This window comes from Paenibacillus sp. NFR01 (assembly GCF_900111565.1).
Classification (GTDB): Bacteria; Bacillota; Bacilli; order Paenibacillales; family Paenibacillaceae; genus Paenibacillus_AQ.
Genome location: NZ_FOIK01000002.1, coordinates 784,813 through 808,099, shown reverse-complemented (window position 1 = coordinate 808,099; position 23,287 = coordinate 784,813). Strand labels below are relative to the sequence as shown.

Annotated in this window: 18 protein-coding genes; 12 read left to right on the top strand and 6 right to left on the bottom strand. The window is 55.8% G+C overall.

Annotated features, from left to right (window positions below):
* Positions 1 to 61: 61 nt before the first annotated feature.
* The 3 genes from BMW84_RS14770 to BMW84_RS14760 all read right to left on the bottom strand — a co-directional run bounded on the left by BMW84_RS14770 (position 62) and on the right by BMW84_RS14760 (position 2,632).
* Positions 62 to 826, bottom strand: a complete 765-nt coding sequence (locus tag BMW84_RS14770) for a MerR family transcriptional regulator (protein WP_091069674.1) — start codon at positions 824 to 826, stop codon at positions 62 to 64.
* Positions 827 to 1,023: 197 nt separating this feature from the next.
* On the bottom strand, positions 1,024 to 1,776 hold the full coding sequence (locus BMW84_RS14765) for a 3'-5' exonuclease (protein WP_091069672.1): 753 nt from the start codon (positions 1,774 to 1,776) through the stop codon (positions 1,024 to 1,026).
* Between the two features lie 103 nt (positions 1,777 to 1,879).
* Positions 1,880 to 2,632 (bottom strand): spermidine synthase, encoded by a 753-nt coding sequence (locus tag BMW84_RS14760; protein WP_091069670.1) that lies wholly within the window; start codon positions 2,630 to 2,632, stop codon positions 1,880 to 1,882.
* Positions 2,633 to 2,822: 190 nt separating this feature from the next.
* Here BMW84_RS14760 and BMW84_RS14755 point away from each other — a divergent pair, with 190 nt between their 5' ends.
* The 5 genes from BMW84_RS14755 to BMW84_RS14735 all read left to right on the top strand — a co-directional run bounded on the left by BMW84_RS14755 (position 2,823) and on the right by BMW84_RS14735 (position 9,863).
* Entirely contained in the window at positions 2,823 to 5,363 is a 2,541-nt protein-coding gene (locus BMW84_RS14755) for a beta-mannosidase (protein WP_091069669.1), read from the top strand.
* Between the two features lie 181 nt (positions 5,364 to 5,544).
* Positions 5,545 to 6,039: a CYTH domain-containing protein gene (locus tag BMW84_RS14750; RefSeq protein WP_091069667.1), complete on the top strand. Its 495-nt coding sequence runs from the start codon at positions 5,545 to 5,547 to the stop codon at positions 6,037 to 6,039.
* Positions 6,040 to 6,373: 334 nt separating this feature from the next.
* Complete coding sequence (thrC, locus tag BMW84_RS14745; RefSeq protein WP_091069666.1) at positions 6,374 to 7,768, top strand: threonine synthase; 1,395 nt, start codon at positions 6,374 to 6,376, stop codon at positions 7,766 to 7,768.
* Positions 7,769 to 7,968: 200 nt separating this feature from the next.
* Complete coding sequence (locus tag BMW84_RS14740; RefSeq protein ID WP_091069777.1) at positions 7,969 to 8,958, top strand: Gfo/Idh/MocA family protein; 990 nt, start codon at positions 7,969 to 7,971, stop codon at positions 8,956 to 8,958.
* A gap of 29 nt (positions 8,959 to 8,987) precedes the next feature.
* Entirely contained in the window at positions 8,988 to 9,863 is an 876-nt protein-coding gene (locus tag BMW84_RS14735; protein WP_091069664.1) for a radical SAM/SPASM domain-containing protein, read from the top strand.
* 387 nt (positions 9,864 to 10,250) lie between these two features.
* On the opposite strand, the gene BMW84_RS14730 is transcribed toward BMW84_RS14735, so the two are convergent.
* Entirely contained in the window at positions 10,251 to 11,147 is an 897-nt protein-coding gene (locus BMW84_RS14730) for an AraC family transcriptional regulator (RefSeq protein WP_091069662.1), read from the bottom strand.
* A gap of 130 nt (positions 11,148 to 11,277) precedes the next feature.
* On the opposite strand from BMW84_RS14730, the gene yicI reads away from it, so the two are divergent.
* From yicI to BMW84_RS14710, 4 genes are all read left to right on the top strand, one after another.
* A complete protein-coding gene (gene yicI / locus BMW84_RS14725; RefSeq protein ID WP_091069661.1) occupies positions 11,278 to 13,599 on the top strand; it encodes an alpha-xylosidase in 2,322 nt (773 codons plus the stop codon).
* Positions 13,600 to 13,805: 206 nt separating this feature from the next.
* Entirely contained in the window at positions 13,806 to 14,258 is a 453-nt protein-coding gene (locus tag BMW84_RS14720; protein WP_091069659.1) for a VOC family protein, read from the top strand.
* 41 nt (positions 14,259 to 14,299) lie between these two features.
* Positions 14,300 to 14,998 (top strand): SDR family NAD(P)-dependent oxidoreductase, encoded by a 699-nt coding sequence (locus BMW84_RS14715; protein ID WP_091069658.1) that lies wholly within the window; start codon positions 14,300 to 14,302, stop codon positions 14,996 to 14,998.
* Positions 14,999 to 15,121: 123 nt separating this feature from the next.
* On the top strand, positions 15,122 to 16,288 hold the full coding sequence (locus tag BMW84_RS14710; protein ID WP_091069656.1) for an SGNH/GDSL hydrolase family protein: 1,167 nt from the start codon (positions 15,122 to 15,124) through the stop codon (positions 16,286 to 16,288).
* Between the two features lie 100 nt (positions 16,289 to 16,388).
* Here the strand turns inward: BMW84_RS14710 and BMW84_RS14705 are convergent, their stop codons facing one another.
* Positions 16,389 to 18,044 carry a response regulator transcription factor gene (locus BMW84_RS14705; protein WP_091069654.1) on the bottom strand — a complete coding sequence of 552 codons (1,656 nt, stop codon included), beginning with the start codon at positions 18,042 to 18,044 and terminating at the stop codon, positions 16,389 to 16,391.
* Positions 18,041 to 19,861 carry a cache domain-containing sensor histidine kinase gene (locus BMW84_RS14700; protein WP_091069653.1) on the bottom strand — a complete coding sequence of 607 codons (1,821 nt, stop codon included), beginning with the start codon at positions 19,859 to 19,861 and terminating at the stop codon, positions 18,041 to 18,043. Before BMW84_RS14700 ends, BMW84_RS14705 begins: the two co-directional genes overlap by 4 nt.
* A 137-nt stretch (positions 19,862 to 19,998) precedes the next feature.
* Between BMW84_RS14700 and BMW84_RS14695 the strand changes: the two genes are divergently transcribed.
* From BMW84_RS14695 to BMW84_RS14685, 3 genes are all read left to right on the top strand, one after another.
* Positions 19,999 to 20,880 (top strand): carbohydrate ABC transporter permease, encoded by an 882-nt coding sequence (locus tag BMW84_RS14695; protein ID WP_091069652.1) that lies wholly within the window; start codon positions 19,999 to 20,001, stop codon positions 20,878 to 20,880.
* The gene (locus tag BMW84_RS14690) at positions 20,880 to 21,710 is read left to right on the top strand and encodes a carbohydrate ABC transporter permease (RefSeq protein WP_091069650.1); all 831 of its coding nucleotides are present in this window, start codon (positions 20,880 to 20,882) and stop codon (positions 21,708 to 21,710) included. The genes BMW84_RS14695 and BMW84_RS14690 overlap by 1 nt, the downstream gene beginning before the upstream one ends.
* A gap of 62 nt (positions 21,711 to 21,772) precedes the next feature.
* Entirely contained in the window at positions 21,773 to 23,104 is a 1,332-nt protein-coding gene (locus BMW84_RS14685; RefSeq protein ID WP_091069648.1) for an ABC transporter substrate-binding protein, read from the top strand.
* The last annotated feature ends 183 nt before the right edge of the window (positions 23,105 to 23,287 follow it).

Genomic DNA, 23,287 nt, shown 5'->3' with positions numbered 1-23,287 from the left:
GCGGCGCTCCGGAACCTGTAAAGGGTCCCGAAGCGCCGTTTCTTTTGCGATAGGAGAAGTTCTATGGCTTCATTCCGGTATACACATGGACGGCGTCGCGCAGAAATTCTGCCAGCCCCGGCCGGCGCTTGTCGTAATAAGCGGTAAAACGCTCGTCATCGACGTACATTTGGGCCACGCGGGCATGGGCTTCCTTCGTATACGAGTCCCAGTAGAAGGAGAGCCACTGGCGGTGCAGATCGGCGGCCTTTTGCGCAAGCTCGCTTGCCGGAACACCTTCTTCCATGGCTTGTTCCAGCGCGGCGAACATTTCCGTTTCGATCTGCTGGATGGCGGCATATTGCTCCTCGGTCATGTTTTTCAGCACCCGATTTGATTTCTCCACCGCTTCCTCGCCGTACTTCTCGCGGATTTCCGTCCCGTATTTCGCTTCGTTATCGTCAATCAGCTTCTGCTTAAAGCCCTTAAATTTATCCTGATCCTTCATCGTCAATCTCCCTTCCGCAGCAGCCAAGGTATTCTCGACATTTGCAATGAGCGCATCCAGTTGCTCCCTGCGCTGAAGCAGCTTATGCCTGTGCTCCTTCAGCGCCTCCGACGGATCAAAGGAGGGGGAAGTAACAATCTCCTTGATCGTCTCCAGGCTGAATCCAAGCTCCCGGTAAAACAGGATCTGCTGAAGCCGGTCGACTTCGGCTTGCCCGTAGATCCGGTATCCGGAGGTGTTGATTCGCGCCGGCCGCAGCAGGCCAAGCTCGTCGTAATAACGCAGGGTCCGCGTGCTGATTCCAGCCATCGCGCCGAGCTTTTGCACGGTATATTCCATGATGCATCTGCCTCCTACAAGCGGTAACGGCCCATGAACCCGGGAAACCGCATCACTGTAAATGCCGCAAGCGGCTGCTTACAAACCCACTGTACACCTTGACGTTGCGTGAAGGTCAACACTTTTTGGCGAAAAAGAAAACGGCGGTTCCGGAAGCCGCTCAGCCCGGAGAACCGCCGCCAGGTCGGCAGTTAAGGTTATTTCTTCCCGAGCTGCTCCGCGAAATACGCCTTCAGCTCTGCTACCTTGCGTGGGTCGTCAAGCGCGCCTTCGGCGGAAAAGTAATGCTCGGCCACGAGCTCCCAGGTTGGAACGACCTTTTGCGCGGTCATCGCTTTGATGGCGATTTTGACGGTTTTGCGTTCACGGGCGTTGGAGAAGGTGTCCTTATAATGTTGGGCATGGCTGAAATCCAGTTCGCCGAAGGCGGCGCGGAAAATTTCGGCCGTCATTTTTGCGTCGTCCAGCGCCCGGTGCGCCGAGCCGGAAGGCTCCAGCCCATAGAGTGCCATGGCGCCTTCCACGCTGACATCGTTCGTCAGCCCGCGGGCCCGCAGTACTCCTTTGAGCAGATCGAAGTAAGTTGCTTCCAGCCAATACGCATCATCCAGCTTATGCATCCGCACGTCCTGAATGATCCGCTTCATGTCCTCGCCGCCCCAGGTCAGGAGCAGTACGCCGTCCTTGCTCTCGTCAAGCCATTTGCGGAAGGCGGCAATCACCTTCGGAAACCGCGGCGCAACGTCGATCTCTTCTTGCGGGATGCCGGTTTTTTTCTTGATAAAGGAATTGAGCGTAGCAAAATATATCGGTTTGATCAAGGAAGAAAATTCATCCTTGACGTTAAACGATTCATCCAGGCGGACAGCCCCGATCTCAATGACTTCCATCGGGTGCTCGCTGGCAAATTTGCGGCCGTTGAATTCGATGTCCAGAATAATGTAGTCCACTGCGTTTTGCCTCCGTTAGTCGTGACTGGCGCGATCTTGAGTATAGAGTATAGGATGCGCCGACCGTTTTATTTTAACAAAAAAAAGACAGGCCTGGCGACGGTCACCGGGAATCCCGGATGATATGGCCCTGAGCCGGTTCCGTTTCCGTAAAGCCGGCCAAATGCCGCGCCTGGTAACGGATAGGCTGGTCCCCGGCGATCAGGATGAAGTTGCAGAGATCGGCGGGGCCGCCGGATAAAAGGGCAAACGCCATGGCATGGCTATAGTGCTCGCCGAGCGTTGTAAGTACGGCGCTGATCTTACGGTCGTTGTCGCTGCGGCCCATGAGGTTCAGCAGAAGATAACCCCGGCGGTGCAGCTTGCTGCGGGTCAGGGCGAAAAACTCGCTGGAACACAGATGCTGCGGCGTTCCGGAAGAAGTAAAAGCGTCCACAATAATGTAGTCGTAACGCCGATCCGGTTCCAGGGCAAGCAGTGCCCGTCCGTCTCCGATGGTCACGTTGTCGAGCGAATAGCCGAAATGCTCCCGGCTCAGGCGAACGATATCGGGATGAATCTCCGCTACCTTGAAGCGCTTATCGGGATAGTGGCCGGCTATCGTACCGATGCCGTGTCCAATCATAAAGACGTCCTCGAAATAAGCCATATTATGCTCCATCAGGTGAATCATGGCCCGCGGGTATTCAAAAACGATCCGCCGGGGTTGTTCCAGATCCAGCGCGCCCTGTGCCGCTTCGCCGGAGAACTGCAGCACGCGGAAACGGCCCTTCTCGCCGTAGAGCTCTGAGGTGTCGTATACGCTGATCTCGTCGCCTTGACTGCGGCCGCCCGGGAAGGGGGATGCTTCAAACATGGTCAAGTCTCCTTTCATCTGTTCCAATAGTGGCGGATTCTTGGCGAAACCGCAATGTTTTCTTGGCGGAAGCGAAGATTTCTGCTTTATTTGTTTTCGTTATGCAATTATAATGGGATGGTGATAACATTTTGATAACAAAAATAACGTTTTTTATTCATTCCAAGCGATAGAGTAGCAGGAGGGACTTATGAAGCAGAAACATCTGGTATTAGCGGATTGGCAGTTTAAAGCCTGCCTGGAACATGAATGGCTGCCGGCCAAAGTGCCGGGCACAGTGCATACCGATTTGCTTGCAAACGGTAAAATTACCGAACCGTTCTATGGAACGAACGAACATGATTTGCAATGGATCGATAAACTGGACTGGGAATACCGCACGACGCTTGAGCTCGGCGAGGAATGGCTGCAGCTTCCGGTGGCGGAGCTTCAATTTGACGGCCTGGATACGTATGCCGACGTGTTCGTCAACGGTGTTCATGCGCTGGCCGCGGATAACATGTTTCGCGCCTGGACGGTGGACGTCAAAGGACTGATTAAAGCCGGCCCGAACGAAATTCTCGTGAAGTTCCGCTCGCCGGTGAACGAGGATCTGCCGAAGCTGGAGCAGCTTGGCTATGCCCTGCCGGCACCGAACGACCAATCGGAGCTGGGCGGTCTTGAGGGGCAGCAGATCAGCGTGTTCGCGCGCAAAGCGCCTTATCATTACGGCTGGGACTGGGGTCCGAGATTCCTGACCGCAGGTATCTGGCGTGAAGCGGTACTGAAGGGCCGCGAAGCGGCAGAGATCAGCGACCTGTACATTCGCCAGAACGAAGTGAAGGCACAAGCGGCGCGACTGACCGCGGTGGCGGAAATCGACGCGCCGGAAGCCTGGGAGGGCACGCTGCGGATTACCGCGGACGGGCAGGAGTGGACGCGCGCCGTATCGCTGCAGCCGGGCAAGCAGACCGTGGAGCTGGATCTGGTCATCGACCAGCCGCGGTTGTGGTGGTGCCGGGGACTGGGCGAACCCGAGCTGTACGAATTCAGTGCGGCGCTGCTCGCGCAGGAGACGGTGGTTACCGAAGCAAACGTGACGACCGGCCTGCGGGAGATCAAGCTGATCCGCAAGCCCGACGCGCGCGGCACGAGCTTTTATTTTGAAGTGAACGGCGTTCCGGTCTTCGCCAAAGGCGCCAATCACATACCAAACGACAGCTTCATCACGGAAGTAACGGAAGAACGCTACCGCCATGAAATCGAATCGGCAGCCCTCTCCGGCATGAATATGCTGCGGGTCTGGGGCGGCGGCTTCTATGAAGAAGAAGTCTTCTACCGGCTGTGCGATGAATATGGCCTGCTCGTCTGGCAGGACTTCATGTTTGCCTGCAGCATGTATCCGGGTGATGCGGAATTCCTGGAGAGCGTGCGTCTGGAGGCGGAATACAATGTGCGCAGACTCCGCAATCATCCGTCGATTGCCCTGTGGTGCGGCAACAACGAAATCGATTCGGCCTGGTCGCATTACGAGGAGGATGCGGGCTGGGGCTGGAAGCGGAACTTCAGCAGCGAACTCCGCGAGAAGCTGTGGAGCGACTATCAGGAGATTTTTCATGTCATCCTGCCTAAGGCCGTGGCAGAGCTGCACGCAGACATCGCTTACTGGCCGTCCTCCCCGATGCGCGGCGTTACCGGCGACATTAACCAGCATGCGACCGGCATTACGGGAGAAGGCGACATCCATTATTGGGGCGTCTGGCATGCCATCGAGCCTTTCGAGAATTACAACGTCAAGGTCGGCCGCTTCATGAGCGAATACGGCTTCCAGTCGTTCCCGGAACTGAAATCGGTGCTGAGTTATGCCGAGGATGCCGACATGGAGCTGGAGTCGAAGGTGATGCTGGCGCATCAGAAGAACGGACGCGGCAACCTGCTGATCAAGGAATATATGGACATCTATTTGCCGAAGCCGAAGAATTTCCCTTCGTTCCTGTACATGAGCCATATTCTGCAGGCGGATGCCATCCGCATGGCGATTGAAAGCCACCGGAGAAACAAGCCGTATTGCATGGGTACGCTGTACTGGCAGATGAACGACTGCTGGCCGGTCGCTTCCTGGGCGGGCATGGATTATTACGGACGCTGGAAGGCGCTTCAGTATACGGTAAAAGAAAGCTTCCGCGATCTTCTGCTCTCCATCGACGGCACGGACGGCGAGAATATTCATGTTCATGCCGTGTCCGACCTGCGCAAGCCGGTGGAAGCGGAGCTGAAGCTCGGCTTGTACAGCTTCGGCGGCGAATTGCTCAAGGCAATCGCACAGCCGGTGATGCTGGCAGCGGATTCCGCAGCAGTGGTCTTCTCGATTTCGGCAGCCGAGCTTCTGGGCAGCACGGCGGTTGATCAAGCGGTGCTCGTGGCAACGCTGGAGCAGGGCGGGGAAGAGCTGGCCCGCAAGCTGCACTATTTCGCAGCGCCCAAAGAGATCCGTCTCGCTACGCCTGAGCTGACGATTCAGGAGGTTCCGGGCAGCGGCGGCCTCAAATACACCGTCAGCAGCAATGTGCTGGCCCGCGGCGTCTATCTGACGGCCGAGGACGAAGGCATTTTCAGCGACAATTTCTTCGACCTACTTCCGGGACAGCCGAAGACGGTATCCTTCCTGCTCCGCAGCGGCGGGGAGCAGCACTTTGTTCCGGCTGCGCCGAAGGGGCTTGCCGTCTCTTCGATGGCCGACTATATCGAATAACGAAACGCAGCCTTTCCGCGCCACGCGCGGCCAGCATGCGGCTCTCCGCGCTTCTTTGGCGCCGGAGCGGCCGCATGCTTTTTTTTCATCTAATAAAGGGTTTTGGATTGACTTGACGGTTACCCGAACCTATGATGATAAATAATATATCGCAGTGGCATTCCGAAGGAGAGAGACAACGATGGGCATGGAAATCGAACGCAAATTTCTGCTGCCGGAATATCCGGCGGATTTGATCGGACAAGGGCAGATTCAGGTGCTGACCCGGCACAGCATCGACCAGACGTATCTGGCCATTGAAGAAGGGCAGGAGCTGCGCGTCCGCAAAATCACCGACCTCGATACGGGAGAGGTTACGTTTACGCATACGTTCAAGGACGGGCTGGGCATCAGCCGCAAGGAGATCGAATATGAGATCTCGGCAGGGCTGTACCAGCAGATGATCGATGCGGTGCAGAAGATTGCGCTGGTCAAGGAACGGGTAACGGCCGTTTGGAACGGGATTACGATCGAGATGGATTTTTACAGCCAGCTGCAGCTTTCGGTGCTGGAGGTGGAGTTTGACTCCTTGGAGGATGCGCAAAGCTTCGTGCCGCCCGCCTGGTTCGGCCAGGATGTCAGCATCGAGAAGAAATACAGCAACAAAACCGTCTGGCGCGAGCTGCAGAAGAAATAACGGAAATTGAACTGGAAAGTTTGAGTATAGGTAAGGAGCAGCGGAGGGGATGTTTGGAACTGTAGGAGCGATAGCGATCGCCTTTGTTTCCGGATTTGAACCGCGAAAAGCGGTATAATCAGGAAATCTGGAAACAACAGCGGCCGGAAGTCCAAACACTCACCGTAGTTGTAACTGGCCGAATACTCGGAAATTCTCAGTTCAATTTAATTAGAATCCAAGGAGAAGTAACGGACTTTAACGCTTAAACGTGTTAATATAGAATGAGCTTACGTTTTGCGATTCGGTTATAGAGACAATTCTCAAGAGGGGTTCAGGGAGGATGAGGCAGGTAATGGAGTATATCAGCACTAGAGGCAAAGTGGAGGCGCGCGGTTTTATCGACACGGTTCTGATGGGACTGGCGGACGACGGCGGCTTGATGGTTCCTTTTCAAATACCGACGGTTTCGGAGGAGACGCTGGAGAAATGGAAGAGCCTGAGCTTTCAGGAGCTGTTTCTTGAGATCTTCTCCTACTATACCAACGACGAGATCCCTTACGACGATCTGAAAAAGATGGTGGATGCCAGCTACGGTAACTTCCGTGCGCCGGAAGTGACGCCGCTGCATCAAGTCAACGACTCGCTGTACGTGCTGGAGCTGTTCCATGGTCCGACCTTTGCGTTCAAAGACGTGGCGCTGCAGTTCATGGGCGAGCTGTATTCCTATATTGCCCGCGTGCGGGGCGAAATCATCCATATTCTCGGCGCAACCTCCGGCGATACCGGAGCGGCGGCCATTGCGGGCGTGCGCGGCAAGGAAGGCATCAAAATCTGTATCCTGCATCCGCACGGCAAGGTCAGCAAGGTTCAGGAGCTGCAAATGACGACCGTCGATGACAGCAATGTGCTTAATCTGTCCGTGGAAGGCAATTTCGACGACTGCCAGAAAGTGATTAAGGAATTGTTTGCCGACCTGGAGTTCAAGGGACGGTACCATCTGCGGGCGATCAACTCGATTAACTTTGTGCGCATCCTGGCGCAAACCGTTTATTATTTCTACGCCTACCTGCATGTAGAGAACAGCGGGGGCCGCAAGATCAATATCAGCGTGCCATCCGGCAACTTCGGCAATATATTCTCCGGCTTCCTGGCCAAAAAGATGGGCCTGCCGATCAACAAGCTGATCATCGCCACCAACGAAAACAACATTCTGGAACGCTTCGTGTCGACTGGAGAGTACAAGCCGGGCGAATTCACGAGCACCCACAGCCCGTCGATGGATATCCAGGTGGCCAGCAATTTCGAGCGGTATCTGTATTATCTGCTGGGCGAGGATGCAGTGAAGCTGTCCGAGTACATGGCCAAACTGCAGTCCGAGGGGAAAATCACAGTCTCGGGCGAGCTGCTGGCCCAGGTGCAGCAGGATTTCTCCGCGCTTGGCGTCAAAAACGGCCCATGCCTGGAGATCATCAGCAAATACAATCAGACCTACGGCTATCTGCTCGACCCGCATACGGCCTGCGGTATCGCTGCCTATGAAGCCTTCAGCGGTCAGGATGAGATCGGCATTACCTTTGCTACGGCGCATCCGGCCAAGTTCGACGAAGCCATCTCGCTGACTGGCATCCAGCAGACCTTCCCGGCGGAAATTGCCTCATTGTCCTCCTTGCCGCAGCATATGACGCTTGTGGTGAACGACAAGCCGACGATTACGCGGGAACTGGTCGGATTCTACGAAGCGAAATAGCCGATTCGCGGTTTATAACCATCCATGACGTGCAAGCCTTGCGGTTTGCCCGTCATTTTTGCGTCCGCCAAACCGTTCTTGCTGGAATTTTAGCGAAATCCGTCGAAAAAGTAGACATTTCTCCCTGAGGAATGCGAAAATAGCTTTTAGGTGAATTGGACTTGGGTAGTGAAAAGAACATCAAAAAGGACGGGATCATCATGACAATTCGTTTCGGGGTTATCGGCACCAACTGGATTACGGACCGCTTTGTGCAAGCCGGGTTGGAGAACGAGGAGTTTATTCTTACCGCCGTTTATTCCCGCACCGAGGAGAAGGGCCGGGCGTTTGCCGCCAAATATGCGGGCGCGGCCATTTATACGAGTCTGGAAGAAATGGTGCAAAGCCCCGAAGTGGATGCGGTGTATATCGCCAGCCCCAATTCCAAACATGCGGAGCAGGCCATCGTCTGTATGAACCACGGCAAGCATGTGCTGTGCGAAAAACCGGCGGCCTCCAACAGCGCGGAAATTCAGGCTATGATCGAAGCGGCCCAACGCAACGATGTGCTTTTCATGGAAGCGATGAAATCGACGGTGATGCCGAATTTCGGCGTCATCCGCGACAATCTGTACAAGCTGGGCCAGGTACGTCGCTATTTCGCCAGCTATTGCCAATACTCTTCGCGGTACGATGCCTACCGTCAGGGAACGGTGCTGAACGCCTTTAATCCGGAATTTTCGAACGGCTCGCTGATGGATCTCGGCATTTACTGCCTGTACCCGATGGTCGTGTTGTTCGGCAAGCCGGAACAGGTCAAGGCCACAGGCGTGATGCTCGCTTCCGGCGTCGACGGCGAAGGCAGCATGGTCATGAAATATAAGGATATGGATGCGGTTGTGATGCACTCCAAAATGACCGATTCGTATCTTCCGGCAGAAATCCAGGGCGAAAACGCAACGATGGTCATCGATAAAATTAATCAGCCGTATCAGGTTCGCATCCAGTACCGCGACGGATCCTCCGAGGAGCTGACGCTGCCGCAGGTATACGAGTCCATGTATTATGAGGTGGAGGAGTTTATCGATCTGCTGAAAAACGGCCAGCGGGAAAGCGGCATCAACAGTCATGCCAATTCCCTGGCGGTGGCCGAAGTCATGGAGGAAGCGCGCCGGCAGATCGGCCTGCGGTATGCTTCGGATTTACAATAAAGAAGGTATTATGCAAAGGGGGGCAGCACTTGAAAACATTTAAAAAGGTGTACATCGAGATTACAAGCGTCTGCAACCTCGCCTGCAGCTTTTGTCCGCCGACAGCGCGGACCAAAAATTTCATGAAACCCGAAACGTTTGACCATATTCTGGACGAGATCAGGCCGCATACGAACCACATTTATCTCCATGTCAAAGGCGAGCCGCTGCTGCATCCGAAGGTTGACGTGCTGCTGGACGCGGCGCATGCCAAAGGCTTTAAGGTCAACATCACGACGAACGGGACCTTGATTCGCAAAGCGGGGCCGAAGCTGCTCGGCAAACCGGCGCTGCGGCAGATGAACTTCTCGCTGCACAGCTTCGACGGGCATGAAGGCTCCGAGAACCGCGAAAAGTATCTCGCGGAGATCATCTCGTTTGCGCGTGAGGTCTCCGCGGCCGGCGTGCTGGTTTCTTTCCGGCTGTGGAACCTGACGGAAGACAATATTACGAATGCGGTGCGCCAGCGCAACCGCGAGACGCTGGCGATGCTGGAAGAGGCCTTCGGCCTGGATTACCGGATCGAAGAGAAGGTGCAGCCGGGGAGCGGCGTCAAAATCGCGCCGCGCATCTATCTGAACCAGGACCACGAGTTCAGATGGCCTGCCTTAACCGAGCCGGAGGATGACGGCAAGGGGTTCTGCCACGCCTTGCGCAGCCAGGCGGCAGTGCTGGTGGACGGCACGGTGGTCCCGTGCTGTCTCGACGGCGAGGGCGTCATCGGCCTCGGCAACGTGCACGAGAAGCCGTTCGCCGAGATTGTCGAGGGCGAACGGGCCAACCGCATTTATTACGGCTTCTCCCGCCGCGAGGCGGTGGAGGAGCTGTGCCGCAAATGCGGTTATAGACAGCGCTTCGGGACCTGAAGCGCATGGGAAGCGCCCCCGCCGGGAAGATGGCGGGGGCGCTTTTTTGCGTCCTGGAGCTATAGTGGCGGGTTCTGGTAAGTCCGCCACAGACTTGGCACCGCCCCACCACGCGTAGCCTTCATTGTATTTAGTACAACGGATTGGCCTGATTCTGCCGTAAAACTCAAATCTGTTGTATTTTGTACAATGGATTCTGAGGAAATGCCATAAAATGGCTCAAAACTGAAAATCCGCTTCACAAAATACAACGGAATCAAATCATTGGCGTGTTTTTGCCTAATCCGTTGTATAAAATACAATGAAGCCGGGTGCCGAACTTAGCTGCCGGTCTCCTGCTTTATGCGATTAGCATAAAATCTGCCGCATTGTATTTTTACGGCTAATCTACACGCCCCGCCGCTCTTCCTTGCGGAATTCCGACGGCGAGCATTTCATCAGCTTGCGGAACACTTTGATGAAGTAGCTGACATTGTCAAAGCCGACCTCAAGCGCGATGTCGGAGATTTTGCGTTCGCTCTGCTGCAGCAGGTCGGCGGCTTGGCGGATACGGTAGGAGTTGATATAATCCACCGGCGTTTTGCGGGTCATCGCCTTGAAGAACCGGCAGAACTGGCCTTCGCTCATCGGAATGAGCTCCGACAGGTCGCGGGTGCGGATCGGCTCCTGGTAGTTGTTCTGGATATATTCGATGACCTTTTTGAGCCGGTTGATTTTGGTGGTATCGGCGCTGTCCGAGGCGCTGCGGTTGACCGCGCGCTGATCAATTGCGATCAAGGAGAGCATAATAAGCAAGCTGCCCTTGATATAAGCTTCATAGCCTGGCTTGCCGTCGGCATAGGCAACAAGCATCCGCTCCAGATGCCCGATCAGTTCGCCTTGCCAGGGCACGGCGAAAGTCAGATGGCGGGGGAAGCTTTGGCGTTTCTCCTGCAGCGGCAGAATGACCGACTGCTGAATGGCGTCGTATTGGGCGCTGGCCAAAAGATCGGGATGGAAGACGAGTGCGCTGAACCGGCACGGCGTCTCCTTAAGCGCATATGCGGCATGGATGTCGCCGGATTCGATAAAGACGGCTTCGCCGGCTTTGAGCGGAAAATATTCGGTGTCGACCTGGAACAGGATCTCCCCCTCGAGCAGCAGGAAGAACTCGGCTTCCTCATGCCAGTGGGTGTCCAGAACGGGGGCGCCGGCGGGGAGTTCGATCCAGTAAGCGGCCGCGGGGAACATGCTGTCGCCGTGGACCCGGTCCTCGCGGAGTTGGCGCTGGGATGTACGGTCCATCAAAATTGCCCTCCAATGCTCGAATATATCAAAATCGTGTTATAAATAAGCTATAAAATATTAGTTTTGTTGAAATATTATCGTTATAATGCAACTATAAACACCAAATTGAAGGGTGGCAAGCATTCACATGAAATTTACCGACGGATTGTGGCTCGTGCGCGATGGCATTAACATCAACGGTGCCGTGCAAAACTATGTAGTAGAGAAAACTTCGGAGGGAATGACCGCCATTGCCCAAACGACGCCGATTACCGGCCGTGCGGCAACGCTGAACTCGACTCTCCTTACCGTTAAATTCCATTCCCCGCAACCGGGCGTAGTTGGCGTCAAAATCATTCATCATGACGGCGTACAAGAACGCGGTCCGGTGTTTGAACTGAACAAAGGCAATGGCGACCATGTACAAATCGAAGAAACCGAAACCGAAACGGTGATGATCACCGGCGGGCTGCGCGTTGTTGTCCGTAAAGGCGAACAATGGGCGGTTGATTTCTACCGCGGCAGCGAGCGCATCACAGGAAGCGGTTACAAGTCGATGGCCTACATTACCGACAGCGAAGGCAACTCCTACATGCGCGAAGAGCTGGATCTTGGCGTAGGCGAATTCGTCTACGGTCTGGGCGAACGCTTTACCGCTTTTGTCAAAAACGGCCAAGTGGTCGACATCTGGAACAAAGACGGCGGCACCAGCTCCGAGCAGGCTTATAAGAACATTCCGTTCTATGTGACCAGCAAAGGCTACGGCGTATTCGTGAACCATCCGGAACTCGTGTCCTACGAAATCGCTTCGGAAAAAGTGAAAAAGGCGCAATTCAGCGTGACCGGCCAAAGCCTGGAATATTTCATTTTCGACGGACCGACCATCAAAGAAGTAATCACGAAATACACCACATTGACCGGCAAACCGGCACTTCCGCCGGCATGGACCTTTGGCCTGTGGCTGACGACGTCGTTCACGACCAACTACGATGAAGCAACCGTTAACTCCTTTGTGGAAGGCATGGCCGAACGCGACCTGCCGCTGCATGTATTCCACTTCGACTGCTTCTGGATGCGCGAATACCAATGGACCGACTTCCAGTGGGACGAGCGCGTATTCCCGGATCCGGTGGGCATGCTGAAACGCCTGAAGGAAAAAGGGCTGAAGATCTGCGTATGGATCAACTCCTACATCGGACAACGTTCCCCGCTCTTTGAAGAAGGCAAAAAGAACGGCTATCTGATCAAAAGACCAAACGGCGACGTGTACCAAACCAACCTGTGGCAAGCAGGCATGGGGATCGTGGACTTCACGAATCCAGCCGCTTGCGAATGGTATGCCGGCTACCTGCGCGATTTGATCGACATGGGCGTTGACAGCTTCAAGACCGACTTCGGCGAACGGATTCCTACCGATGTCGTGTACTTCGACGGTTCCGATCCGCACAAAATGCACAACTACTATACCCAACTGTACAATAAAGTCGTATTTGAAGTGCTGGAAGAGAAGCTCGGCAAAAACGAAGCGGCGGTATTTGCCCGTTCGGCAACGGCAGGCGGACAGCAATTCCCGGTTCACTGGGGCGGCGACTGCTACGCCGACTATGAGTCGATGGCGGAAAGCTTGCGCGGCGGCCTGTCGCTCGGCCTCTCCGGTTTTGGCTTCTGGAGCCATGACATCGGCGGCTTCGAGAACACGGCGCCTGCGCATGTGTTCAAACGCTGGCTGGCCTTCGGCCTGCTGTCCAGCCACAGCCGTCTGCACGGCAGCACCTCGTACCGCGTGCCTTGGGCATACGACGACGAAGCCGTTGACGTTACCCGCTTCTTCACGAAGCTCAAATGCAGCCTGATGCCTTACCTGTACGACGTGGCAGGCCAGGCGCATGAGCAAGGCTGGGCTTCGATGCGCGCCATGGTGATGGAATTCCCTGAAGATCCAACCTGCGAAGTGCTCGACCGCCAGTACATGCTGGGCGATTCCCTGCTCGTCGCTCCGATCTTCCAGGAAGACGGCGGCGTGAAATATTACCTGCCGGCCGGACGCTGGACGCATCTCCTGACCGGCGAAACCGTACAAGGCGGCGTATGGAAGAAAGAAACGCATGACTTCTTCAGCCTGCCGCTGTACGTTCGCGAGAACACGCTGCTGGCCCGCGGCGCGGTGGATACCCGTCCGGACTATGATTTTGCGGATAATGCAAGCTTCGGCCTGTACGCGCTGCAAGACGGCGCCGTGGCAACGGCAACCGTACGCGACATGAGCGGCAAACCTGAGCTGACCGTCAAAGCAGAGCGCCAAGGCAAAACCGTTAAGGTGACTGCCGAAGGCAGCGGCAAAGCGTTTACGCTGAGCCTGAAAGATCTGGGAACGATCGCTTCCGTAGCGGGCGCTGAGCAAACGGATGAAACGTCCGTTGCCGTAGCCGCCGGTGCCAAATCCGTATCCTTCAGCATCACGTTGAACTAAACGAATCCGCACGACCCTTGCATGAAATACCTCCCTGCACGCAGATCGGCCGAAAGGCCGGCCCCGCAAGCGGGGAGGTTTTTACTATGCAACCGCACCGTTTGGCGGGTTACGCTGCTTGCGATGTTGACAGCCGGGATTGGCGGCAGTACAGTAACAAATATTCCGCACTATTGAAAGCGCATACGAATATGGAGGGATAAACGATGAATCAGGGATTGCCGGGAACACAGCTGATTACCCAGATCGGCATCGTCGTACATGACATTGAGAAGGTAGCGCAAAGCTATGCCGATTTCCTCGGCGTAGAGAAGCCGGCCTGGTTCTGGACCGATCCGGCGGAGCAGGCACGGACGGAATATAACGGACAGCCGACGGCTGCGCGCGCGAAGCTTGCATTTTTTGACTGCGGACAATTGCAGATTGAACTGATTGAGCCGGATCATGAGCCGTCCACCTGGAGAGAATTCCTGGATGCCAAAGGCGAAGGCGTACATCACGTCGCGTTCCGGATTGCCGGCATGGCATCAAAAATCGCCGAATTTGGTCAGAAGGATATGCCGCTGATTCAGAAAGGCGAATATACGGGCGGCCGGTATGCGTATATGGACAGCTTTGCCGAACTGAAGGTTTTGACCGAGCTGCTGGAGAACGATTGACGGAATTGATTTCGCGGAAGATACAGGGAGGGGCAGGAAAAATGATTGTGCTGATCACTGGGGCCGCCCAAGGGCTTGGTCTGGAGCTGGTGCGCGAAGCGGCAGTCCGGGGGCACCGGGTTATCGCGGGGGTACGGCGGATGGAAGGGGCGGAAGCGCTGCGGCAGCTGCAAAACGAGTATCCGGGCGCCATCCGCATAGCTCCGCTTGATGTATCGGATGAGAGAGCCATCGCGGCGGCACGTGCTTCCGTGGAAGCAGAGGAAGGCCGTGTGGACGCAATCGTCAACAATGCCGGGATCCTGCTGGCCCGTGACGAGGCGATCGAAACGCTGGACTTCGGCGATATGGAGAAGTCGATGGCAACGAATTTGTATGGGCCGATGAGGATTGTGAAGCATTTCCTGCCGCTGATGTTGGGCAGCGATTCTCCATGCATTATGAACATCAGCTCGGAGGCCGGCTGCTTCAGCGGCGCATACGGCGGGGATTATCCGTATGCCGTGTCGAAAGCGGCGCTTAACTTCTTCACCGCCCAGCTGCGGAGCAAGCTGTCTCCGGAAGGGTATGCCGTCTATGCCATACATCCGGGCTGGATCCGCACGACGATGGGCGGGGAAGCGGCGCCGGGCGATCCGCGCCAGGTGGCACGAAGCCTTATGGCGCTGGCGGAGCGGGAAGTGGAGCCGGACCGTGAAGCGTGGATGATCGATCACCAAGGGGCTGCCATGCCGTTCTAAAGCTGGCGCGCAGGCCCGCTGGAGGATCAAAATTGTACTATAAACAAGCTGATATCTGATAGCCGGGCAACAACGGGATGATTATAATTAGTTCATCCAAGGCAGAAAGAAGGAGCATCATCTATGAGCACCCAGCAAGAAAATAACGGCGTGTATGCCATGAGCGGCTACGCTTCCGCTACAGCGCTGTCCGCGGCAGCCAATTTTATCATGAACGAGCCCGAGCCATTCACCCGTACCTATCGGACCTATGTACGTGTGCGGGAGGCCGGCGATTTGACGCTGAAATTGTGGCATAGCAATGCGGTCGATTCCACCTGGGATCAGGGGCAGGATTCGGCAGGCAGCGAACCGGGCGGCGCGTGGACGATCCGCGCGGCCTATGTCGCAGACGGCGGGCGGACCCCGGACGGCTCGGTTGCCGCAGGCAGCCAGGTGCCGGTCACTTTTGACGGGCAAGCCGCGAAGAAGGTAAGCCCGGGAGAAACGTTCTGGAGCGACGCCGCGCGGCTGACGCTGCCGGAAGGGCATTATCTTGCTTTTACCTGGACGATTGCAACCGAGGCCGGCGGCAAATCGGTGCCGTTCAATGTGGAAGGAATGCTGGCGTCGGGCTATGATGCCGAAGGCGAGCGGGCCGGTCAGGAATCGGCCGCATCGTTCCGTGAATCGGACAAGCTGCTCGTGTTGCCGTCCTTTATCGGCTACGAGAAACAGGTCACTAAAAAACTGGTGTTCCTTGGCGACTCTATCACCCAGGGCGTGCGGACGCAGAAGGACGGCTATACCTACTGGGCCGCCCGGATTGCCGAAGGCCTCGGCACGGAATACAGCCTGTGGAACATCGGCTCGGGCTGGGGACGAGCGTATGACGTGGCCGAAGGCGGACCTTGGCTGCACAAAGCGCAACAGGGCGACGAAGTGCTGATCGTGCTCGGCGTCAACGATCTGGATATCGGCCAGCGCACGGCAGAGCAGTTGCTCGGCGATCTCGGCACGATCATCGCCGGCATCAAATCGGCCAACCGCGAAGCCCGGATCATTCTTTCGACCGTGCCGCCGTTCAACTTCGTGGACGAGCGTGAAGCGTACTGGCGTACGGTCAATGAGACCATCCTCAATCAGCCGCCGGCCGGCGTTGACCGCGTTTTCGACATCGCCGCCGTATTGTCGGAACCCGCGCCGCAGGAGCACCGGATCCGCCGCGAATTCATGAGCGACGAATACGATCCGCATCCGAACGGAGACGCAGGCAAGGCCGTGGCTGAAGCCTTTTTACGCTGGTATTAAGAGCTGCATGCAAAGAAGTACCGCATTTGTTGAAACTCTCCACGTGTTTAAGGAGTTATATCAACAATAAGCGGTACTTTTTTTGCGGCATTCCCTATGTTCAGGCTTCCGTCTTGGGACGAAAATCCTTCGGCGTCAGCCCGGTTAGCTTTTTGAAGACTTTACTGAAATATTTAACGTCGTGAAAGCCGACCATCTCGGAGATTTCCGCCAGCTTGAGGTTCGGGTTCTGCAGCAGCAGCTTTGCCTTTTCGATCCGCACGCTCACGATATAATCGGAGAAGTTGATGCCGAACGCCTGTTTAAACTTGCGGGACACGTATTCCCGGCTGACGAAGAACTTCCCTGCAACCTCCTGAAGCGATAGATCCGCCGCGTAGTTCTGCTCGATGTACTGGAGAATTTCCGCCATCGGGTTCCGTTCCTTGACCTTTTTGCTGGCGAGCGTCTCGGCGAGATCTGCCATCAGCGTAAGCGACCAGTCCCGCCAGGCGAACAGGGAGAAAGAGGACCCGCCGGGCGCCGGCGCAGGGTTCCTCCGGTCGGCCTGTTCAAGGGCATCAAGCGCCGATCCGGCTTCGTCGCCAAATGCCTCCCGGACCAGCCGGGAGCGCAGCAGCAGCGCGTCGGCCTTCCACACCTCCAGCATCTCCGGCGTGACGAGGCCGCCGCGGCTAAGCTCCTGGGTCCAGTATTCCGCGGCGGCAGCCATCGTCTCGCGGTTCCCGCTGAGCACGGCCAGCCGCCAGTCCTCCTGGACCTTGGCAAAGGTCAGCGCGGGCACCGCCTCTGACCGGTACAAACCCGCGGCAATCCAGCCGCCATCCCCGCTGCCCTGCGGGAAATGGCAGTAATCCTCATGCCGCAGCAGATTCCGCCGCCGAAGCGCTTCGGCGGCTTCGGCGCGTTGCCGGGGCAAGGTGCCCGGAAGTTGCCCCGGCTCGCTGATCCCGAAATGCATCCGGTGCTGGAGGGTGTGGTAGAGGCCCTCGTTGATGCGGCTGAGCAGGTCCGTTACCGTTTCGCGGCTTTCGAAGAGCAGCAGTGCGATCTCCGGGGGGCCGCCCCAATAGCGGAACGCGATGCCCTTGCCTTCCGGCTGCAGAAATTCGTTGCAGATGTTCACGATGGCGTAATACAGCAGCTCGCTGTCGCCGCGGAACCGTTTCAGCAGCGGGCTGCCGCCGCCATCCGTCTGAACGAGGACAAGCCGGGCAGAGGAGACCTCCGCCGGCAGAACGCCCTCGGCCATCAGACGGCGCTGGGTGCTCTCGGCGACCACGGGATCGTCGATCAGCGCCGTCAGCAGCCGCTCCCCGTAGATTGGCTTGATCTCGTTCAGACGGATGCTCTGCTTGGCGAGGTGGCCGCGCTCGGCCTCCTCCTCGCGCCAGGAGGCGACGGCTTTCGCCACCGCCGCATTGATCGCCTCGGCTTCAATGGGCTTCAGAATATAATCGATTCCGCCGTGGCGGACCGTGTGGCGGACGAATTCAAAATCGTTGTGCCCGCTGACCACGATGAATTTGGTGCTCCCGGAATATTCATCGACCCAGGTCATCAGCTCAATGCCGCTCCCGGAGTCCATCATCATATCCATAATGACCAGCGCCGGTTTCTCCGCGCGGATCATTTCAATCGCATCATAGCCGCCTCCGGCTTCGAGGATTTCGCCGATTTGGTGCGACTCCCAATCCACGAGCAGGCGGATCGCCTTGCGTACTCTTGCTTCATCATCTACAATCAGCGCCTTCATACCCGATCACTCTCCACTAAAAACTCAAATTCCAGCCGGACGACTACGCCGCCGGCTTCCAGGTTGTCCACGGTCAATTCCGCATCGTCCCCGCAGACGAGCCGCAGGCGGGCAAGCACGTTCGCCAGCCCGATGCCTGAACCCGGCGCATCGCGTCTGCTGTCCGGCGTCTTTAGCGCGTCAGGCTCCGGCAGGCCCGGCTTGCAGAGCGCAAGCCGCAGCGCCTCCAGCTTGTCCGCAGCAATGCGGCTTCCGTTGTTGCGGATGTTCAGCTCCATCCGCCCGGAAGGCAGCCGGGAACCGGCAATCTCAATCCAGCCGTCGCTGCGCTGGAGGTTGAAGCCGTGCTTGAAGTAATTCTCCACAATCGGCTGGAGAATCATCTTCGGCATCAGCGCCCCCAGCAGCGGTTCCTCCATATCGTAGCGGAATGCGAAGCGGTTTTCAAAACGTTCCTTCTGCAGCTCGATATAAGCCTTCACATGCGTCAGTTCATCCTGCACGGTTACGATTTTCTCGTCGTTGTACATGCTGTAGCGCATCATTTTGGCCAGTGCCGAGAGCAGGCCGTAAATTTGCGGAACCTTGAGCTCCAGCGCCAGGGTCCCGATGATCTGCAGGGTATTGTTCAGAAAATGCGGGTTGATCTGCGCCTGCAGCGCCCGCAGCTCATTGGTTTTGCTCGACAGCTCCAGCCGGTATTCGCGCAGGATCAGATTGTTGATCGTGTCCATCATGCTGCGGAAATGCCGGGTCAGCACGCCGATTTCGTCTTTGCCCACCTGCCGGATCTCCACCTCCAGATTGCCGCTTTGCACCTGGTTCATATAATTGGTAAGCTGCTTGATCGGAGCCGTGATGCGGAACGAGATCAGAATGGTCAACAGCGTGATGACAATGAGCAGCAGAACGAGTAAAGCGATGTTGATCTTCGTGGCCTCGTTCGCCTCCCGGAACAGATAGGAACCGGGAATCTGCTTGACCAGCATCCAGTGCAGCCCGGGAGCCTCCACCGCCTGGTAAATAAACACGCTGCCGTTCTGCTCAAAATATCCTTGGGTGCCGGCGCCGGCAATCTTCTGATCGTACCAGGCGGCATTGATCGGCTTGCCGAGTTTTTCGGCCTCATTGGCGTAGACCAGCGCCCCTTTGTCATCCAATACATAGAGCTTTTCATGATTCTGCTCGTAAAGCTTGCCTACGATATCGCTGAGCGCGTCCAGGCTGACATCGATGGACAGATACCCCAGCGCTTCGGTCGTCGGCACCTTTTCGATCCGCCGGTGCAGCGTAAATACCGGCTCGGAGGCGTCGCGGTCGACGGCCGATACCAATCCGTAGGACGTGCTGGTGTGCGTGCTTTGAAACTGGACGGCTTCTGTTCCCGAGATGGCGGAATTTACGTCGGGCGGTCCGCCCTGCCGGCGCCGCGGCGTGCTGTTGCGGGCGATCAGCGTCGCTTTGCTGTCTTTGACGCCGTATAAATACACCTGCGAGATGCTGGGCATCGAGGTCGAGATATAGTTCAGCGAGGAGTAAATCCGCGAATTGGCCGAGATTTCATCGTAGCCGGTGGAGAGCAGGCGGTAAAAGTCCGAGTCCAGATACACGGACAAAGACAAGCGGTTAATCTCCTGGATCAGGTTGCCGATGTTCTGGGAGCCTTGAAACAGCAGGCTTTTATTCTCTTCGACCGCCCGCGTACGGAGCGAATCGGTGGTGTGCTGGTAGCTGATATACATCGTCAATATAATGCAGATCAGAATAGGCAACAATAGAAAAACAATTAGCTTTGTCCGGATACTATTCCATTTCATGGAGAAACGTCTCACTTCCGATCAATATTTTACCCCAGACTGATCACCTGCGTAGGTGTTTGGGATGTCCGAAAAATCGGATAATATCCTTAGATGATAAACAAGTAAGCGAGTAAAAGAAAGGGGGGACGGGCGATATGCGCGGCAATAAGTTGTCCCAACTCGGTCAGCAGGCTTTCTTCGTCGGCCCGGCCGTATTATTTTTCACTCTGATTATGATCATTCCGTTCGCAATGGGGATGTATTACTCCTTCACGGACTGGAACGGCGTATCGGGGAATGTAGCCTGGGTAGGCCTTGATAATTTCAAAACCATCTTCACCAATGACCCGGACTTCTGGTCTTCCTTCTGGTTCACCGTCAGATTTACGGTACTGGGTGTCATTTTGACCAACGTCGTGGGCTTTTTCCTGGCCTATTTTTTAACCAAGCCGCTCAAGACGCGCAATGCGCTCCGGACGATCTTTTTCATGCCAAACGTCATCGGGGGCTTGCTGCTCGGCTTTATATGGCAGTTTATCTTTATTAAAGGCTTCGCTACGATGGGGGATTTGACCGGATGGTCGTTCTTCGAACTTCCGTGGCTCGGCGATGCCATCACCGGCTTCTGGGCGATCACGCTCGTCTTCATCTGGCAGTCTTCGGGTTATCTGATGGTAATCTACATCGCTTCCTTGAGCAATGTGTCGCAAGAAGTGCTGGAAGCCGCCGAAATCGATGGTGCCAACCGTCTGCAGGTGCTCCGCAGCATTATTCTTCCGTTGATCATGCCGGCGGTTACGGTAGGTTTGTTCCTGGCGATCTCCTGGTCGTTCAAAATGTTTGACCTGAACTTGTCCCTGACCAAAGGCGGACCGTTCAAATCGACGGAATCCGTAGCCATGAACATTTACAACGAAGCATTCCTCAATAACCGTTATGGACTGGGTACTGCCAAGGCGCTGCTGTTCTTTGTGATCGTGGCCATTATTACCGTCATTCAGGTCCGCATTACGAAGAGCAAGGAGGTTGAAGCCTGATGAATGCAAATACGAAACGGTGGCCGTTCGTCACCGAAATCGTGATGATCCTGCTGGCGCTGCTGTTCCTTTCGCCGTTCTACTTCCTGCTGGCGAACTCGGTCAAGTCTTTCGGCGAAATTTTGAAAAATGCCGCGAGCTGGCCAAGCGAATTCGTCTGGTCCAACTATTCGAAGGCATGGGAGCTGGCCCGGTTCTCCGAGGCGTTCCGCAACTCGATTATCATTACCATCATCAGCGTTCTGCTGATTGCACTGTTCTCGGCCATGGCTGCCTACCGTATGGTCCGCGCCGACAACTGGTTTAACCGCCTGCTGCTGCTGCTGTTCGTAGCGGCGATGGTGGTGCCGTTCCAGACGATCATGATTCCGATCCTGAAAACGGTGAACGTGCTCGGCGTCAACAATACGATTGCCGGCCTGATCATCTGTAACCTCGGGCTCAGCATTCCGATGGCGATCTTCCTGTTCCACGGCTTCATCAAATCGGTTCCGCTGGAAATCGAAGAGGCGGCTACCGTCGACGGCTGTAATCCGGTTACGGTTTTCTTCCGGATCGTGCTGCCGCTGCTCAAGCCGATGCTCATGACGATCATCGTGCTGAACGCGCTGGGGATCTGGAACGACTATCTGCTTCCGTCGCTGATCCTGCAGGCGCCGAACCTGCGGACGATTCCGCTGGCGACCTTCTCCTTCTTCGGGCAATACACGAAGCAATGGGATATGGCGCTTCCGGCGCTTACGCTCGGCGTAGCTCCAATCGTTATTTTCTACCTGTTTATGCAGCGTTACATTGTTGAGGGAATCGCGGCCGGCTCGGTTAAAGGTTAACACCGGGCCGCCGTTCCAAATAGCATTCAAGATCAATCATATTTTATAGGGGGATAACAAACATGCTTAGAAAACGTTCCGCGGCAGTGATGTCCGCAGCCCTGCTGATGTCCGTTGCATTGGCGGCTTGCGGCGGCAACTCCAATAACAATGCTTCCGGCAATACTGCCAACAATGCTTCAAACAGCGCACAAAATGGAAGCGCTGGCAACACTTCGGGAGAAGTGAAGACGGTTAAAATTTTCCAATTCAAAACCGAAATCGTGGAAGGCCTGAACGAACTGAAGGTTGAATTCGAAAAAGAATATCCGAACATCAAGCTCGACATCCAAACCGTCGGCGGCGGCGCAGACTACGCGGCAGCGCTGAAAACGAAATTCGCTTCCGGCGATGCGCCTGACATTTTCTCGAATGGCGGTTATGCCGAAATGGCACTCTGGCAGGACAAGCTGGAAGACCTGTCCGACCAGCCTTGGGTTAAGGATCTGATTCCTCTCGCAGCCGAGCCAATGACCAAAGACGGCAAAACATACGGCATGCCGATGAACCTTGAAGGTATCGGTTATGTATACAATAAAGACCTGTTCGCCAAAGCCGGCATTACCAATACGCCTAAGACCATCAGCGAACTGGAAGAAGACGCGAAAAAGCTGCAAGCCATCGGCGTAACGCCATTCGGCAACGCTTATCAGGAATGGTGGCTGCTGGGTAACCAAGGCATCAGCGTAGCCTTCGCCCAACAAGACAACGTCAACGAATTCATCGACGGCCTGAACGCCGGTACAAGCACGATCGTAGGCAACCCAGTCTTCAAAGACTGGAGCAACCTGCTGAACCTGACTGTGAAATACGGCCAAAAGAACCCGCTGACTACGGATGCCAACACGCATCTGGCCATGTTCGCCAGCGGCGAAACTGCAATGATGCAAGAAGGCAACTGGGCACAAACGCTGGTGGACAACATTACACCGGGCATGAACATCGGGATGTTCCCAATGCCAATCAACGATGATGCCGAGAAAAACGACAAAATGACGGTCGGCGTTCCAGCCAACCTCGTGGTCAACAAAGATTCTTCTTCCAAAGAAGAAGCGAAAACGTTCCTTAACTGGCTCGTGACTTCCGATATGGGTAAAGAATACATTACGAAAAAATGGAAGTTCATTCCTGCGCTGTCGACCATCCAAACCACACCGGAAGATATCGGCGCACTGGGTGCCGACGTGGACAGCTATGTTAAAGAAGGCAAAGTATACGGACTGCAATCGTCCAAATTCCCTGATGGCGTAACGCAAGAATTCGCCAGCGTGATCCAACAGCTGATCGCAGGCAAAGTAGACGAAGCCGGCTGGGAAAAAGGCATGCAAGCCGCATGGGATAAACTGAAGAAATAAGCAAGCAATAAAGAGCATTCCGTCCGGCTCGCACCTGGGCGGGATGCTCATTAACAGCGGCCTCCGCCCCAGCGATTACGCTGGCGGCGGGGGCCTTTTTCTGCATAACGGCTCTCATTTCGCGAATTTTATATATAAATCTCGGCGTAAAACGTGAACAATAGAGAGGAACCTGAATAGGGG

What these genes read in the sequence shown, in the direction of transcription:
- BMW84_RS14770 (WP_091069674.1), bottom strand. Translation starts at nt 826, where the DNA reads ATGGAATATACCGTGCAAAAGCTCGGCGCGATGGCTGGAATCAGCACG.
- BMW84_RS14760 (WP_091069670.1), bottom strand. Translation starts at nt 2,632, where the DNA reads ATGTTTGAAGCATCCCCCTTCCCGGGCGGCCGCAGTCAAGGCGACGAG.
- BMW84_RS14755 (WP_091069669.1), top strand. Translation starts at nt 2,823, where the DNA reads ATGAAGCAGAAACATCTGGTATTAGCGGATTGGCAGTTTAAAGCCTGC.
- BMW84_RS14750 (WP_091069667.1), top strand. Translation starts at nt 5,545, where the DNA reads ATGGGCATGGAAATCGAACGCAAATTTCTGCTGCCGGAATATCCGGCG.
- thrC (WP_091069666.1), top strand. Translation starts at nt 6,374, where the DNA reads ATGGAGTATATCAGCACTAGAGGCAAAGTGGAGGCGCGCGGTTTTATC.
- BMW84_RS14740 (WP_091069777.1), top strand. Translation starts at nt 7,969, where the DNA reads ATGACAATTCGTTTCGGGGTTATCGGCACCAACTGGATTACGGACCGC.
- BMW84_RS14730 (WP_091069662.1), bottom strand. Translation starts at nt 11,147, where the DNA reads ATGGACCGTACATCCCAGCGCCAACTCCGCGAGGACCGGGTCCACGGC.
- yicI (WP_091069661.1), top strand. Translation starts at nt 11,278, where the DNA reads ATGAAATTTACCGACGGATTGTGGCTCGTGCGCGATGGCATTAACATC.
- BMW84_RS14720 (WP_091069659.1), top strand. Translation starts at nt 13,806, where the DNA reads ATGAATCAGGGATTGCCGGGAACACAGCTGATTACCCAGATCGGCATC.
- BMW84_RS14715 (WP_091069658.1), top strand. Translation starts at nt 14,300, where the DNA reads ATGATTGTGCTGATCACTGGGGCCGCCCAAGGGCTTGGTCTGGAGCTG.
- BMW84_RS14710 (WP_091069656.1), top strand. Translation starts at nt 15,122, where the DNA reads ATGAGCACCCAGCAAGAAAATAACGGCGTGTATGCCATGAGCGGCTAC.
- BMW84_RS14705 (WP_091069654.1), bottom strand. Translation starts at nt 18,044, where the DNA reads ATGAAGGCGCTGATTGTAGATGATGAAGCAAGAGTACGCAAGGCGATC.
- BMW84_RS14700 (WP_091069653.1), bottom strand. Translation starts at nt 19,861, where the DNA reads ATGAAATGGAATAGTATCCGGACAAAGCTAATTGTTTTTCTATTGTTG.
- BMW84_RS14695 (WP_091069652.1), top strand. Translation starts at nt 19,999, where the DNA reads ATGCGCGGCAATAAGTTGTCCCAACTCGGTCAGCAGGCTTTCTTCGTC.
- BMW84_RS14690 (WP_091069650.1), top strand. Translation starts at nt 20,880, where the DNA reads ATGAATGCAAATACGAAACGGTGGCCGTTCGTCACCGAAATCGTGATG.
- BMW84_RS14685 (WP_091069648.1), top strand. Translation starts at nt 21,773, where the DNA reads ATGCTTAGAAAACGTTCCGCGGCAGTGATGTCCGCAGCCCTGCTGATG.